This window comes from Micromonospora sp. NPDC047753, from assembly GCF_040642735.1.
In the GTDB taxonomy this organism is placed as follows: Bacteria; Actinomycetota; Actinomycetes; order Mycobacteriales; family Micromonosporaceae; genus Micromonospora.
Genome location: NZ_JBEYSL010000117.1, coordinates 1 through 15,129, shown reverse-complemented (window position 1 = coordinate 15,129; position 15,129 = coordinate 1). Strand labels below are relative to the sequence as shown.

Genomic DNA, 15,129 nt, shown 5'->3' with positions numbered 1-15,129 from the left:
GTTCGCCGTACGCCCGGCGGGCGTGCCCGGCCTCCCGGTCCCGGACGCCGGCCGGAGGCGGGGCGGTGTCCGCGCCGGGTTCGCCTACCTGCGCGGGCAGCCGGTGCTGCTCCTCGCGCTCGCCCTGTCGTTCGTGCTCGGCAGCCTGGGCCGCAACTACCAGGTGACCATGGCCGCGATGAGCGACGGGCCGCTGGACGCCGGTGCCTCCGGGTACGGCCTGCTGTCGACGGTGTTCGCGGTCGGCACTGTGGTGGGCGCGCTCGTCGCGGCCCGGCGGCGTTCCCTGGGTTACCGGACGCTCGTCGTCGCGGGCCTTTTCGCCAGCGGGTTGCAGATCGTCGCCGGCCTCGCGCCCGGCACCTGGAGCTTCGCCGCGGTGATCCTGCCGATCGCCGCCGCCGCGGTGGTCATCGACACCACCGTCGGCACCCGCGCCCAGCTCGACACCGACGGCGCGATGCGGGGCCGGGTGCTCGCCGCCCTGGCGGTCACCGGCTCGGTCTCCGCAGCGGTCGGCGCCCCGCTGCTCGGCTGGCTCGCCGAACACGCCGGGCCCCGGCAGACGCTCGTCCTCGCCGGAGCCGCAGCGGCGATCGCCACGACGGCGGCCGGCGTCGCCCTCGATCGGCAGCGCGGCCGCGCGGCGACCCTCGCGCTCGTCGTTCCGCGACCCCGCCATCCGGTACGACGAGCGGCGTTCCGGGCCGCCCGCGTCGTGCGGCCCACCGGTGCGGTCTGCGTCATCGTGCCCGCCGAGGCCGGTGCGGTGCGGTCGGGCGGGGTTCGGCTCCGGGAGTTGGCCACCGCCGGGCCGGTGGCGAACCGCTGAGACAGCGGTCACCCTCGGTGGCCCGCTTCCGGGACAGGGCAGACTGAAGATCATCGTTACGCTGCGATCATGGACAATGAGGAGCGGCTACGGCGCACCCGCCGATGGCTGTGGGTCGTGCTGATCGGGCTCTTCCTGAGTGGTGTCACCGCGTTTCCGCTGGAGATCGAGGTGCGCTGGCTGCTGCGCGTGCTGGATCCGCTCGCCGGCCAACTGCCCGCGCTGGTCGCCTGGATCGAGCGGGTGCACACCGGGCTCGTGACGGCCGGCGAGGACTACCCGTTCCTGCTCTACGGCACCGACTGGCTGGCCTTCGCCCACCTGGTGCTGGCAGTGGCCTTCTGGGGGCCGCTGTGCGACCCGGTGCGCAACGTCTGGGTGGTGCAGGTCGGCATGATCGCCTGCGCCGGCATCGTTCCGCTGGCGCTGATCTGCGGCCCGATCCGGGACATCCCCTGGTTCTGGACGCTCGTCGACCTGTCCTTCGCGGTCGGGGCGTTCCCGCCGCTCTGGTTCGCGTACCGGCACATCCGCGCCGTAGAAGCCTCAACCCGGTAACCCCGGGCCGCGCGACCCCCGCCGGTCGATCATGGAGTTGTGGTGGGCGGAAGATACGCCCTTGCCTGATATGTGAGGCACCACAACTCCATGATCGACCGGCGGGGTGGGGTGGGGGTGGGGTGGGGTTAGTGGGACATCAGCTCGTGGGACTCGCGGATCTTGGCCCAGGATGTGGGCTCGGTCGGTGGGGCGGCCTTGCGGGCGGCGCTGGCCACCTCGGGTCGGCCGGCGGTGAACAGCCAGGTGGTGAACAGGTCGTCCAGGTCCAGTCCGGAGACCCGCTCGGCCAGGGCCTGGAACTGCTCGATGGTGCCGTTGCCGTACCGGCGCTCGGCGGTCCAGGTCGGCAGGATCTCGAAGAACGCGTCGTCACCGACGGCCAGCCGCAGCTGGTGCAGGGCCATCGCACCCCGGTCGTAGACGGCGTTGTCGAAGACCCGGGCAGCGCCCGGGTCGCCGGGCAGCACCTGCCAGAACCCGTCGTCAGCCGGGTAACTGGCGTAGGTGAAGTCGAAGACCTCCTGGGCGGTGCCCTCGCCCTGCTCCTCCGACCAGAGCCACTCGGCGTACGAGGCGAAGCCCTCGTTGAGCCAGATGTTGCGCCAGTCGGCCACCGAGACCGAGTCGCCGAACCACTGGTGGGCCAGCTCGTGCGTCACCACGTAGGTGTTGGCGCCGCGTCGCCAGAAGCCCGGCCCGTACACCGGGCGGGTCTGCGTCTCCAGGGCGAAGCTGATGCCGTCGATCGGCCCGGCCACACCGCCCTGCGCCTCGAACGGGTACGGGCCGAAGATCCCGCTCTCCCAGTCGACGATCTCGGCGGTCCGCTCGATGCTGGCCCGCGCGGCCGGCCCGAGTGCTCCCAGCGACGTGCTGTACGCGTTGATCACCGGCTGGCCGCCCGGGGTGGTGTCGGTGACGATGTCGTACTGGCCGATGGCCATGAAGGCCAGGTAGGTGGCGGTGGGGGAGGTGGTCCGCCAGATCCACCGGGTGCGGTTGCCGGCCTCGGCCAGTGGCGGCCTCGGCTGCACCCCGTTGCTGATCACCTCGACGCCGGTGGGCACCGAGACCGAGATGTCGTAGGTGGCCTTGTCCAGAGGGTGGTCGTTGCTCGGGAACCACCACCACGCCGACTCGGGCTCGTTCACGGCGAGGGCGCCGTCGTCGGTACGCGTCCAGCCGGTGTAGCCGTTGACCAGGGCCTCCGACGGGACACCGGAGTACCGCACGACGATGGTGAGCTGTTGGCCCCGGGTCACCGTGCGGGCCGGGGTGACCACCAACTCGTGCGCCCCGGCGGTGGTGCTGCTCGCCGCCCAACCGTTGACCCGGACCGACTCGACGTCGAGCAGGAAGTCCAGATTGAACGTCGAGAGGTCCTCAGTGGCGGTGGCGAGGATGGTGGTGGTGCCGGTGAGCAGGTCGGTGGCCGGTTCGTAGCGCAGCCGGACGTCGTAGTGCTCGACGTCGTAGCCGCCGTTGCCGTAGTCGGGGAAGTAACTGTCGCCCAGTCCGGGCGCGCCGGGTTGCGGCGCTGCGGAGACGACCGGACGGCCCCAGCCCGTCGGGGCGGCCTGGGCGGGGGTGCCGGCGAGCATGGTGCCGGCGGTGGTGAGGGTCAGGGCGGTGGTGGCCGCCGTGAGGACTCGTCGCACGGGGTGGACTCCCTCCATCGGGTGTTCGCCAGGCCAACCTAATCGACAACTGTGAACGTCGCTGGCCGCCACACCCATCGTCGGTCGTCGTCCTCTGGCGTGCGTTGCACCGCAAGGTCACACTGTGTTGATCGGAGGTGACACGTGCGGCGCTCGGAGTTGCCCAGGCGGGAGTTGACCGGCCAACGACAGTCGACCGCTGGTCGGGAACGCCTGCCGGCCGGCGGTCTGGAGTTGTTCACGCTGCTCGCCCGGCTGTTGCGGCGACCCCGCCGCGGCGACCGCCGGCTGCCCCTGCTGTGGCTGGTCCGCTCCGACACCGCGGATCTGATGGTGCCGCTGCGCCGGTTCCTCGGCCAGGGCCCCCGGCGGCGGGTGCCGCACGCCGTGCTGGACGCCGACGCGCCGCCCGGCGCCGGGGACGTGCCGGCGCTGCTGCGCGAGCTGCACCGGCAGCTCTCCCTGGAGGCCTTCGGTGCCGCCCGGCTGCGCTTCCGGCACTATCCGCTCGCCGACTGGCTGATGCAACAGAGCCTCAACCTGGGCATCGACGCCGACGACAGCCGCGCGGCCCTGGTCCGCCGGCTGCGCGACCGCAGGGGCCCGCGCACGCCGGAGGCGGTGCCCTCCGGCGGCGACGCGGTCAGCATCGTCTCGCAGGTGCTGCTCTGGCTGGTCCGTCGCGCCGTGCCGGGGGTGGTCTTCCGGGCTGCCGTCTCCGGTCGGGTGCCGGTGCTCGGGCGGCACTACAACTGGTTCATGCGCCAGCAGTATCTGGCGCCCCGGCAATCGGTCACCTTCCTCGGTTTCGCCGAGCGTCTCACCGCCGGCTGGCGCGACGGGGAGCAACCCGATCAGGTCAACAAGCTGCTGCTGCACGCGTTCCTGGAGGACCTGCGGCAGGCGTACCGGCGTCGGCCGTGGCGCCTCTCGGACTGGCGGCGCACCGCGTACCCGGCTCTGCTGATCGATCACGTCGCCCCCGGCAACGTCGGCGGGGAACTGGTCCGCCTGATCGGCGACGTTCGTACCGAGACCGGCCGCAACGACCCGCTGCTGATCGTCGCGTCCGGTGGGCAACCCCCACCGGACCTGCCCGAACCGCACCCGTTGACCGAGGCCGACGAGGCGTACGACGAGTGGGCCGGTGCGCTGCCGGAGATGCGACGGCTGCGCCGCCCGGCCACCTGGCTGGTGGCGCTGCGCCCCGACGAGACCGACACCGGCCCACCGTCGCGTGGCGGGCTGCGGCCCTTCTCCGCGCCCGACCCGCCGTGGTGGTCGCGGCGCTTCCTGCCGACGGCGCTCTGCCTGGTGCTGGTGGCGGTGCTCGGCCTGTGGGTGGCCAGCCGGTGGGGGCCGGGCTGTCACCCCTCGCTCACCGGCCAGGTCTCGGTCGAGGTGGCCGGCAGCGGCGAGTGTGTCGGCTACAGCGACAGCGCGGCCCAGGTGTTCAACAACGACCCCGGCCAGGACCGGCTGCGCACAGTTCAGGAGCGCATCTTCGCGCAGAACCGCGCCGCCGAGGAGGTCTGGCAGCGCAGCGACCGGCGGCGGCCCTTCCTCACCCTGGTCTACCTCGGCACCCTCACCGGCAACCGGACCCGCGCGGACGAGGAGTCGTACGTCTCCGAGCGCGAGGAGCTGGAAGGGATGGCCACCGCCCAGTACGCACTGCTGAAGGAGTCAGCCGGTGCCGACGGCGCCGCGCTGCTGCGGATCGTGGTCGCCAACGCCGGCCGCCAGATGATCTACGCCGACCGGGCGGTGGCGATGCTGGCCGAACTGGCCCGCGACGACCCCACGGTGCTCGGGGTGGTCGGGCTGGTGGAGAGCCGCACCAGCACCGCCCGCGCGCTGCGCGAGCTGAACCAGGTCGGGCTGCCGGTGCTGGCGCCCACCCTCTCCGCCGACAGGATGGACGCCAACTCCCGCCTCTACCTCCAGATCTCCGCACCGAACAAGGACCAGGTGAAGCTGGTCGACGCGTACGCCAAGCAGGTGCTGAAGGTCGCCGAGGCGCACGTCTTCTACACCACCCTGGAGGGCAGCACGCTCACCGAGGACCTCTACGTCGGCACCCTCGTCGACGGGCTCCGACAGCAGTTCGGCCCCCGGATCACCCGCCTCGACGAGTGGCGCACCGGGCAGCGGCTGACCGACGAGTGCGGCTACCCCGGGCTGCTCTTCTACGCGGGCCGATGGTCGGAGTTCGACGGTTTCCTGCGGGCGCTGCGCGAGTGCGGCGGCAACCCGCCCCGACACCTCGTCGCCGACGACTCGGCCAACCGGTACATGGCCAACCCGGGGCTGCGCGCCGCCGCCCCCGGCAACCTGCCCGTCACGTACGTCTCCAAGGCGGCCCTGGCCACCTGCGCGGCGCTGCGGGCCGCCCAGGACCGGCGCGACGACGCCCGGGCGAGCTTCCTGTCCTGGATCCAGGCCGACGACCTGCTCGACCCGCCGCGCTGCCGACCCGACTCCGAAGAACAGGTCGGTGAGCGGGTCAGTCTCGCCTACGACGCGTCGATGATGCTCATCCGGGCCGTGGAGAGCCTCGCCGCCCGGCTGCACCACGCCGACCCGCGGCAACGCTGGGAGCCGGACTCGGTCAACCCGGTGGCCGTGCACGCGGAGGTGCTCCGGCAGAACGCCGGGCAGGGCTACCCGGGGGTGGCCGGGCTGATCCGGTTCACGCCCGACTCGGGGGAGCCGGTCGACAAGCGACTGGCCCTGATGCGGGTCGAGCAGGTGCCGGACGTGGCGAAGGCGCCGGTGGAGGTGTTCCGCTGCGGGGCGGCCGACGGGTCCGGCCCGGCGGCGTGCGGCCCCGCCTGACCGGTCCGGCGTGACACGTCCTCGCAGGACTGTCCGGGTGCCACCGGTGTCCGTTAGGGTTCCTGGGACCAGGCGGCCGTGGCGTTGGGGGCAGAGGGTGGGCAGGCTCGCGTCGGCGTACGGGCAGGCGGTCAACTCCCACCGGGCGGCTCGCGCGCATCTGGACACCGCCCGCGACGCCCTGGGGGCGGCGCCGACCGCCGTCGCGCCGGCCGGCGCCGACGACCTGGTGACCCGCCTCGCCCGCCTCGGCGGTGCCCTGGCAACCCCCGCCCCGGGCGTCACCCCGCTGACCGACGAGCCGGCCGCGGTGCGGATCGGCGAGGCGTCCACAGCGGACGGCGGCTTTCCGGTGCTGGTCCCGCTCGGCGGCGGCCACCACCTCGCCCTGGACACCGACGCCCGGGACCCGCAGGTCGCCGGGCTGCTGCGGGCGCTGGTGCTGCGGTTGGTCGCCACCGCGCCGCCCGGCCAGGTCCGCGTCGCCGGCATCGACACCGCCGCGCTCGGCGCCACCTTCGGCCCGCTGCGACCACTGCTCGACGCCGGGGTGCTCGACCCGCCGGCCACCGGCGAGGCCGAGGTGGCCGCACTGCTGGACGCCGCCGAGCAGCACGCCCGCGCCGCGCAGCACGGTCAGCCCGCCGCCCGTCGCCTGTTGGTGGTGGTCGCCACCGCCGCGCCGCCGCCCCGCGAGCTGGCCCGGCTCGCCGCGCTCACCCACGCCGGCCCGGCCGCCGCCGTGTGCGTGCTGCTCGCCGGACACCCGTCCCGGCTGCCCGGCGAGACCGCGCCCCCGCTGGGCGGCACCACAGCGGTGCGGCTCAACCAGGGATACGCGCACGTCGGCGACCCACCCGGCACCCCGTTCAGCGCCGACGGCAGCGGACTCGCCGCACCCGTCCTGCTCGACGGCGACCCGCCGCCGGCCTCGGTCCGCGCGCTCGCCGAGCACCTCGGCACCGCCACCCGTCGCGCCGACGCGTTGCCCTTCACCGACCTGCTGCCCGAACGGCGCTGGGCCGAGTCCGCCGGCAACGGCCTGCGTACGGTGGTCGGCCGGGTCGGCGGCGCTGCCGCCTTCGACACCGCGCTGACGCTCGCCTTCGACGACGCCACCCCGCACTGGCTGGTCGGCGGGCGCACCGGCGCCGGTAAGACCGTCTTCCTCCTCGACGTCCTCTACGGGTTGGCCGCCCGCTACTCGCCGGCCGAGTTGCAGCTCTACCTGCTCGACTTCAAGGAGGGCGTGAGCTTCACCGAGTTCGTGCCCACCGACCGGGACCCGTCCTGGTTGCCGCACGCCCGTGCCGTCGGCATCGAGTCCGACCGTGAGTACGGTCTCGCCGTGCTGCGCGAGCTGCGCCGGGAGGCGCAGCGCCGGGCCACCGCGCTGAAGCGGCACGGCGTCACCAAGCTCGCCGACCTGCCCCGCGACAATCCGCTGCCGCGCATCGTGGCGGTCGTCGACGAGTTCCACGTGCTGCTCGCCGGCAACGACGCGCTGGCCCGGGAGGCCGTCGACCTGCTGGAGGACCTGGCCCGCAAGGGTCGCTCGTACGGCATCCACCTGGTGCTCGCCAGCCAGAGCATGACCGGCATCGAAGCCCTCTACGGGCGGGCCGAGGCGATCTTCGGGCAGTTCGCGTTGCGGGTGGCGCTGCCCGGCGGGGGTGGGGTGCTCGACCAGCTCAACGACTCCGCCGCGGCCCTGCCGGTCGGCTCCGCCGTGGTCAACACCGCCGCCGGAGCGGTCGGCGCCGACACCGTCCTGCGCTTCCCCGACGCGCACGCCGCCACGGCGGACCTCGCCGCGTTACGCCACGACCTGTGGCAGGCCCGCCCGCCGGGCTCGCGGGCCCCAGCGGTCTTCAAGGGGTACGAGGCCGCGCGGATCGAGGACGACAGCACGTTCGCCGGGTTGCGCCCCGGTGGTCGACGCCCGATGGCACTGGTCGGCCGGACCGTCGACGTGCACGGCACCACAGCACTGTTCCTGATGGACACCACCCCCGGCCGGCACCTCGCCGTGGTGGGCACCGCGCCGACCGGCGCGGACGTGCTGCGGGCCGCGACGCTCAGCCTGGCCCGCCAGCACACCCCCGGCGACGCCCGGTTCGAGCTGGCCTGCCTGGTCGGTGCCGCCGACCCGGTCGCCGACGACACCGAAGCCGTCCTGCGGGCCGCCGGCCACCCGGTCGGACGCCTCGACGCGGCCGGGCTGCGCGACCGGATCGCCGCGCTGGCCGCCGAACCCACCGGCCGCGAGTACCTGGTGGTGTTCGGCATGGACGCCGCCGCGCCCGTCCTCGGGGCCACCGACCCCGGCACGTTCCGTTCCGGCCTGGACGACCTGCGCACCGTCCTGCGTCAGGGCCCCGGGCAGGGGGTGCACCTGCTCGGTTGGTGGAGAGGGCTGCGCCGGCTCGGCGACGACCTCGGCGGCACCCAGAACCGCGACGACGTCGCCTGCCTGGTCGCGCTCAACGTGCCCGGCGCCGAACTGGCCCTGCACCTCGGCGCGCACGACCTGACCTACACGCCCCGCCCCGACCGGGCACTGCTGATCGACAGGCACGACCAGCGCACCCGGCTGATCGTCCCGTTCGTCGGCGACGGGCACGACCCGGACGGGGAGCGCTGACAGTGTCCTTCGAGGAGTACGCGGCCCTGGCCCGGCAACTCTCCGCCCAGCACCGCGCCGGGGAACAGCACGCCGCCGCCGAGTCCGCGCGCCGCCGCGACCTGCACGCCGCCGTCGACTACCTCCAGCAGCGGCTCACCGCTCAGGGGCAGCGCCTCGACCAGCTCGGCCGAGCCATCGGCGTCGACCAACCACCGGCCGCCCCCGCTGCTCCCCCCGGCCCGAGCGCGGGTCAGGGTACGGTTCCTGCTGGACCTGGACCGCGGCTCGGCCTGGGACGGCAAGCCCCTGCGGATCCAGGTCCTCCGTCCCGGCACCTCGGCGCCGACCGTCGTCGACGTCATCGACACCGTCAACGGTCAGGTCACCGACTTCACAGTGCCCCTCAACGTCGCCGACGGCGACTGGGTGGTGCTCCGGATCTCCGACCCGTCGGTGCCCAACGCCACCCCCGGCCCAGTCGGCCACCCGTGTAACGACTTCGCGGTGGCCTACACCAGCCCCTGGTGGCTCCGGCCCTGACCCGCATCTGGATCGGGATGCCGGGCGGCGTGACGGGGAGGTAGCTCTCGCCTCGGTCTGTCTACTGTCGGTGACAGCACCGTCGGTATTCTTCAGCCGTCATCCGACAACCTCCCCTGCGTGTTCGTGCTCGGTGACCTGAGCGCCCAGGGATCTGGCCCCTGAGAGGACCCGGCGATGAGCCTGTCGTTCCCGTTGCACCAGAATCCGAGCCCGGCGAGCGCGCAGCGGCGAGCCGAGATCATGGCCAATCCGGGGTTCGGCACGTACTTCACCGACCACATGGCACGGGCGGTGTGGAGGCCCGACGGCGGCTGGCAGGACTCCGAGATCATCCCCTTCGGTCCGATCCTCATGCACCCCGCGGCGGCCGTACTGCACTACGCCCAGGAGATCTTCGAGGGCATGAAGGCGTACCGGCACCGAGACGGCTCGATCTGGTCGTTCCGGCCGCACGCCAACGGCGAGCGCTTCGCCCGGTCCGCCCGGCGGCTGGCACTGCCCGAGCTGCCGGTGCCGGACTTCATGGCCTCGGTCGAAGGACTGGTCCGTGCGGATCAGGTGTGGGTGCCGGACGAAGACGAATACAGCGTCTACCTGCGGCCGTTCATGTTCGGCTCTGAGCCGTTCCTGGGGGTTCGCCCGGCGAAGGAGATCACCTACATGGTGATCGCCTGCCCCGTCGGCGCGTATTTCTCCGGTGGCGTCAAGCCGGTCTCCATCTGGCTCTCCACCGAGTACACCCGGGCGGCGCGGGGCGGCACGGGCGAGGCGAAGTGCGGCGGCAACTACGCCTCCAGCCTGGCGCCGATGGTCGAGGCCGCCGAGCACGGCTGTGAGCAGGTCTGTTTCCTGGACGCCGCCGAGGGCCGCTACGTGGAGGAGCTCGGCGGCATGAACCTCTACTTCATCACTGCCGACGGACGGATAGTCACCCCGGCACTCGGCACGATCCTCGAGGGCGTCACCCGGGCTTCGATCCTCATCCTCGCCAAGGATCTGGGCCTGCAGGTCGAGGAGCGCCCGGTGGAGATCAGGGAATGGCAGGAGGGTGTGGCCTCCGGCGCGATCACCGAGGTCTTCGCGTGTGGCACCGGCGCCGTGGTCACGCCGGTCGGGCGCCTGGTCTGGGAAGGTGGCGAGGTGACGGCCTCGAAGGCCGGCGCCGAGGACTCGGTGACCATGCGGCTGCGCCGCCACCTGCTCGACATCCAGTACGGTCGGGCCGCCGACCCGTACGGGTGGATGACCCGCCTCGTCTGACGAGGAACGCCGGGGACCATCCCGACGGCCGCTGAGACCAGCCGCTGCTGTCCGCTGTGCCCCACCGGCGGGCGGCGGCGTCACGGCGTGCGGTAGTGGCCGGTGAGCCGACCGAGCTTCATGGCCAGGTGCAGGCACAGTCGTTCGTTGCCGTCCTTGAGGTCGGTCCCGGCGAGCTGTTCCACCCGTTGCAGCCGGTAGTAGAGGGTCGTCCGGTGCAAGCGGAGCTTCTCGGCGGTGGCGTGCGCGTTGCCCGCCAGGTCCAGGTAGGCCTCCAGGGTCTCCAGCAGCACCTGGTGGGCATCGTCGCGCAGCAACCGCTCCAGCCCGGGATGGACGCCCGCGACGGCGAGGTGCTGAGTGTCCAGTTGCGACAGCACCCGGTAGATGCCGAGGCCGGCCCAGGAGACCACCCCGCCCAGCGCGGGCAGTTGCGTGCCGACCCGGGCGGCCTGCGCGGCCTCCTGGTAGGACTCCACAGCGTCGGACAGCCCGGCACGAGGCTGGCCGATCCCGGTCACCGTCCGGTCCACCGACGCCAGGCCCCGGGTCGCGGTGCCCAGCGCGTCGTTGAGGTGCCCGGCGGAGGCTTCCGGCGAGGGTCGGCCGGCGACCCGGTCGCCGCAGACCAGCAGCACCCCGTGGTCGTGCCAGACCAGGTGCAGCGTCTCCCGCACGCCGATCCAGCGGCGGGTGTTGACCAGGGCCTGTTCCAGGGCGATCCGGGCCACCTCGTCGGGCTGCCGCCCGGCGGCCGGCACGAGCTGGGCGACGAGCGCGACAGTCAACCCGTCGGCGACCACCACGCCCTCCTCCAGCAGCGCCCGCGCCGCGTGCTCGCGCGCCTGCCGGCTCTCCACCAGCAGGGTACGGGTGGCCTCGGTCTCCCGCTGGGAGGCGAGCTCACCGAGCAGGTTCTCCCGGTACAGGGCCAGCGACAGGTCGGCGAAGGGGCCGGTCGCGGTGGCGATGTCGGCATCGGTCATCGAACCGTCCGCGTCGATGAACCAGACGAACCCGAGCAGCAGGTCGTCGTGCCGGATCGGCACGCACACCCTTGCCAGCAGGTCCAGTTCGGCGCACGCGGGGGTGCGGATCGGCGCGTGAGCCGTGAGCACGCCCATGTCCCGGAACCAGGCGATCACCTCCGGCGTCGTCTGCCGGCGCAGGATCGACGTCCGCCGGACGTCGTCCATCGGACCGTCGTGCTCGCTGTAGGCGACCACCCGCTGTCGGCGATCCTCGATGAGGGCGGGTCGCCCCACCCGGGCGGCGACGGCGTCCACGATTCGCTGGAGCTCACCGTGCATATAACTCCCCTGGTTGCGCTGCGTGACAGGGATCGCGCGACCGCCAGTCCTTACCCTCCGGTGCCGATGGGTCATCGCGCAAGGTCCACTGTTGAAGTCACGACAAAAAGACGGGCGGTGACGCGGCTGTTCCGGCATCTGTCCGAAGACCGCGACGGCGGACGTTCCTAGGGTTCCGGTACGGATCGCGTCGGCGCAGCCACACCTGGCGGTGCCGGCGGAGAGGGGGCTTGCGAGTGGGAACTGGTAGGCCCTGGCGGGGCGTGTTGGTCTCCATCACCACGCCGTTCCGCGCCGACCTGTCGGTCGACGTCGACAAGCTCCAGGAACACGTCCGCTGGCTCGCTGCCGAGGGGTGCCACGGGGTCGCGCCGTGCGCGTCGGTGGGGGAGTACCGGGCTCTCACCGATGACGAGCGGGCCGCCGTGGTTCAGGCGACGGTGCAGGCCGCGCCGCCCGGCTGCGCGGTGGTGCCCGGCGTCGGTGGCTACGGCAGCAGACAGGCCCGCCGCTGGACGGAGCAGGCCGCCGAGGCCGGTGCCCACGGCGTGCTGGCGCGGCCACCCGAAGGGCCCGCTGCCCGCCCCGCCGACGTGGTCGCCCACTATCGGGAGGTGGCGGCGGTCGGCCTGCCGGTGGTCGCGCACAACGAGCCGTCCGACACCCGGTTGGACCTCACACCGGACCTGCTGGCGACCGTAGCCGAGATCGACGGGATCGTCGCGGTCAAGGAGGTCACCGGCGACGTACGCAGGTTGCATCGCCTGCGGGACCTCTGCCCCCACGTCGACGTGCTGGTCGGCGCCGACGACGTGGTGCTCGAGCTGGTGCTGTGCGGCGCCACCGGCTGGGTCGCCACAGTGCCCAACGCGCTGCCCCGCCAGTCCGTGCGCCTGTACGAGCTGTGCGTCGCCCGCGACCTGGGCCGGGCGCTGCCGCTCTACGCCGAACTGCACCCGATCCTCGGTTGGGCCTCCCGGCCCGAGTCGGTGCAGGCCGTCAAGCTCGCCATGGAGTGCGCCGGACGGTTCGGTGGGCGGTGCCGCCCGCCGCGCGGACCCCTGTCCGAGGCCGCCGTCGACCGGGTACGCCGGGACGTGCGGAGGGCCCTGGCGGCGACCACCGAACCGGCCTCCGGAGCCTCCCCTGGCTGAGCCGTCGGGGGCGTCGGTCCTTCAGGTGTCGGAAGTGGCCGGCTCACCTGCCGACATCTGCACGGTGACCGGCACCGACCCGCCCTCCTAGATTCGCTGCGCGGCTTGCTGACAGGCGCTTCGCGAAAGCCCCCGCCGGGGCGCCGGCACCGCGTTTCCTCCGACGAGAGGTGGTTTCGTGCACCGTACCCCCAACCGAGCCCGGCTGAGGCGGGCCGTGCTGGCCGCCGCCGTGGTGACCACGCTCGTGGCTACCGGGGCGGCGCAGGCCGCCGCGGCCCCGGCCAACCCGGCCGGCGGCACCGCGCCGTTCCAGGTCCTCGATCCGCAGGCCTGGCAGAACCCGGACACGATGACCTGGAACGACTACAAGGCCGTGCCCGGCAAGAACTGGGCCGACCCGAGCGTGTCCGGCTCGGTCCGCAACTTCAAGATCGCCCTGGTGGCCCTCGACTATCCGGACGAGACGTTCGCGGTCTCCCAGCGGGCCCGATCGACGGTCTTCGGCAACCCCCAGTCCGTCGCGACAAACATCCCCCGGGCGGACGTGCCGAAGTTCTACCAGGACTTCCTGAACACCCCGAACACCCTCAACAAGGGTCACACCCTGCACGAGTACTGGATGCAGGACTCCAACGGCCGCTACGGCGTCGACCTCACCGGGTTCGGGCCGTACCAGATGCCGGCCAAGTCCTACCAGTACGGGCTGGACAACGGGTTCAACCCGGGCGCCTGCCCGAGCGGGGACGTGTGCGGCAAGAACATCCGCACCGACGGCCTGGGCGCCTGGCGGTCGGCCGTCGGCGAGGAGGTCGCCAACCAGTACGAGTTGGTGTTCATCCTCAGCGCCGGCCAGGACGAGTCGTCGACCTGGCAGGAGTTCGGGCAAATGATCTTCCAGAACAAGGAGGACGTGCCGGACGCCTGGGGCCCGCCGGACCCCAACCTGCCGAACTGGGCGAAGACCCGCTACGTGGACTGGACCTCGTGGAAGGCGGCGGCGACACTGTGGCCGAACGCCGGCGGCGGTTCCTCGACGCAGGGGGAGAGCTCCGGCATGGGCGTCTACGCCCACGAGCTGTCCCATCTGCTGGGCATCGGCGACAACTACAACAACCCGTACGGCGAGCCGTTGCGCAGGGCGTACACCGGGATCTGGAGCATGATGTCGCGAGGGTCGTTCAACGGCCCGGGCGGTCCGCACACCCGCTGGCAGATCCCGCCGACCAACGGCGGCTCGATGGGTTCGCTGCACACCCTGCGGGACAAGATCAAAATCGGCCTGGTCGGTGAGGAGCACGTGCTGCGACTGTCGCGGGAGTCGTTGGCCTCGTCGGGTCTGGTGGTCGCGCAGGTCACGGCCCGGGCGGTCGACGCCGGCCCGAAGGGCCTGAGCGGCGTCAACATCGCCTTGAACAAGGACCTGTCGCCGACGTGTGGGGTCAGCACCGACCCGTTGTGCGACGGTGGCAACTTCAACAACTACACGGTCGAGGTCGTCGACCGGATGGGCGCGGACTCCTTCACCCCGGACAGCGGCGTGCTGGTCAGCAAGACGAAGAACGCCGACAGCGCGCCGTTCCAGTGGGTGGTGGACGCCAACCCGCAGGACATCAACATGATCGACTTCTACCGCCCCGACGGCACCCCGCAGAAGATCACCATGGGGGACTACCGGCAGCTCTCCGACGCGCTGTTCCACGCCGGCGCGGACACCGGCAGCCAGTACGAGTACGTCGACGAGGCGAACCGACTGCACTTCTACATCATCGACCTCAAGCGGGACTCGGCCGGCTCGCTCTCCTACACCGTGGCGGTGCGTTCGCTCGACGGCACCGGCGGGCCGAGCAGTCACGGCGTGACGTTGGGCAAGGGCGAGGTGACCGGCGGCGGCAAGCCGACCAACCGCGGGGTGACCTGCTCGTTCGAGCTGACCAACACCGGCTCGTACTCGGCCGGCGGCCAGCAGCACCCGGAGAACGTCAGCGCGTACCTGAAGTCGGACGTCTACCGCCTGTCGGCGGAGGTAGCTGGCAAGGGCTGGCGGACCTGGGTGCCCAACCAGCTCGCCACCGCGCAGTTCGGTAAGGCCACCACTGTCAAGGTGTCGGTGGGTGCCACCGCCGCCGCCGCGACCACCGGTTTCGTGAAGCTCACCGCGACCTCGGAGAGTGACCCGACGAAGACGGAGACCAAGCAGTGCCGGGTCGAGAAGTCCTGATCGACGCCCAAGGTTGACCCCGTTCCTGCCGGGTCCGCGGCGGCCTGCCGCGAACGGGATCAACGTCTCGTCGAACGTCTTCTTGAAGTCGAACGTCGAGGGCAGGAACCAGTCGGCCTGGATCTG

The 15,129-nt window shown here is 72.5% G+C and carries 10 protein-coding genes; 8 read left to right on the top strand and 2 right to left on the bottom strand.

Annotation, left to right across the window (positions count from 1 at the left end; translation table 11 throughout):
- Both ABZ749_RS12930 and ABZ749_RS12925 read left to right on the top strand, forming a co-directional pair.
- Positions 1-832 (top strand): MFS transporter (locus ABZ749_RS12930; protein WP_357226995.1); only part of this gene is annotated, 832 nt, incomplete at its 5' end.
- A gap of 69 nt (positions 833-901) precedes the next feature.
- Complete coding sequence (locus ABZ749_RS12925) at positions 902-1,390, top strand: hypothetical protein (RefSeq protein ID WP_357226994.1); 489 nt, start codon at positions 902-904, stop codon at positions 1,388-1,390.
- 128 nt (positions 1,391-1,518) lie between these two features.
- On the opposite strand, the gene ABZ749_RS12920 is transcribed toward ABZ749_RS12925, so the two are convergent.
- The gene (locus ABZ749_RS12920; protein WP_357226992.1) at positions 1,519-3,051 is read right to left on the bottom strand and encodes a M1 family metallopeptidase; all 1,533 of its coding nucleotides are present in this window, start codon (positions 3,049-3,051) and stop codon (positions 1,519-1,521) included.
- 144 nt (positions 3,052-3,195) lie between these two features.
- Here ABZ749_RS12920 and ABZ749_RS12915 point away from each other — a divergent pair, with 144 nt between their 5' ends.
- From ABZ749_RS12915 to ABZ749_RS12900, 4 genes are all read left to right on the top strand, one after another.
- Positions 3,196-5,889, top strand: a complete 2,694-nt coding sequence (locus tag ABZ749_RS12915; RefSeq protein WP_357226989.1) for a hypothetical protein — start codon at positions 3,196-3,198, stop codon at positions 5,887-5,889.
- Positions 5,890-5,986: 97 nt separating this feature from the next.
- Complete coding sequence (locus ABZ749_RS12910; RefSeq protein WP_357226986.1) at positions 5,987-8,533, top strand: FtsK/SpoIIIE domain-containing protein; 2,547 nt, start codon at positions 5,987-5,989, stop codon at positions 8,531-8,533.
- A 378-nt stretch (positions 8,534-8,911) separates the two neighbouring features.
- Positions 8,912-9,055 carry a hypothetical protein gene (locus ABZ749_RS12905; protein ID WP_357226984.1) on the top strand — a complete coding sequence of 48 codons (144 nt, stop codon included), beginning with the start codon at positions 8,912-8,914 and terminating at the stop codon, positions 9,053-9,055.
- Between the two features lie 177 nt (positions 9,056-9,232).
- A complete protein-coding gene (locus tag ABZ749_RS12900; protein ID WP_357226982.1) occupies positions 9,233-10,318 on the top strand; it encodes a branched-chain amino acid aminotransferase in 1,086 nt (361 codons plus the stop codon).
- An 80-nt stretch (positions 10,319-10,398) separates the two neighbouring features.
- On the opposite strand, the gene ABZ749_RS12895 is transcribed toward ABZ749_RS12900, so the two are convergent.
- Positions 10,399-11,628, bottom strand: a complete 1,230-nt coding sequence (locus ABZ749_RS12895; RefSeq protein WP_357226979.1) for a helix-turn-helix domain-containing protein — start codon at positions 11,626-11,628, stop codon at positions 10,399-10,401.
- A 236-nt stretch (positions 11,629-11,864) separates the two neighbouring features.
- On the opposite strand from ABZ749_RS12895, the gene ABZ749_RS12890 reads away from it, so the two are divergent.
- The gene (locus ABZ749_RS12890) at positions 11,865-12,782 is read left to right on the top strand and encodes a dihydrodipicolinate synthase family protein (protein WP_357226976.1); all 918 of its coding nucleotides are present in this window, start codon (positions 11,865-11,867) and stop codon (positions 12,780-12,782) included.
- 178 nt (positions 12,783-12,960) lie between these two features.
- Entirely contained in the window at positions 12,961-15,003 is a 2,043-nt protein-coding gene (locus ABZ749_RS12885) for a M6 family metalloprotease domain-containing protein (RefSeq protein WP_357226973.1), read from the top strand.
- Positions 15,004-15,129 lie beyond the last annotated feature (126 nt).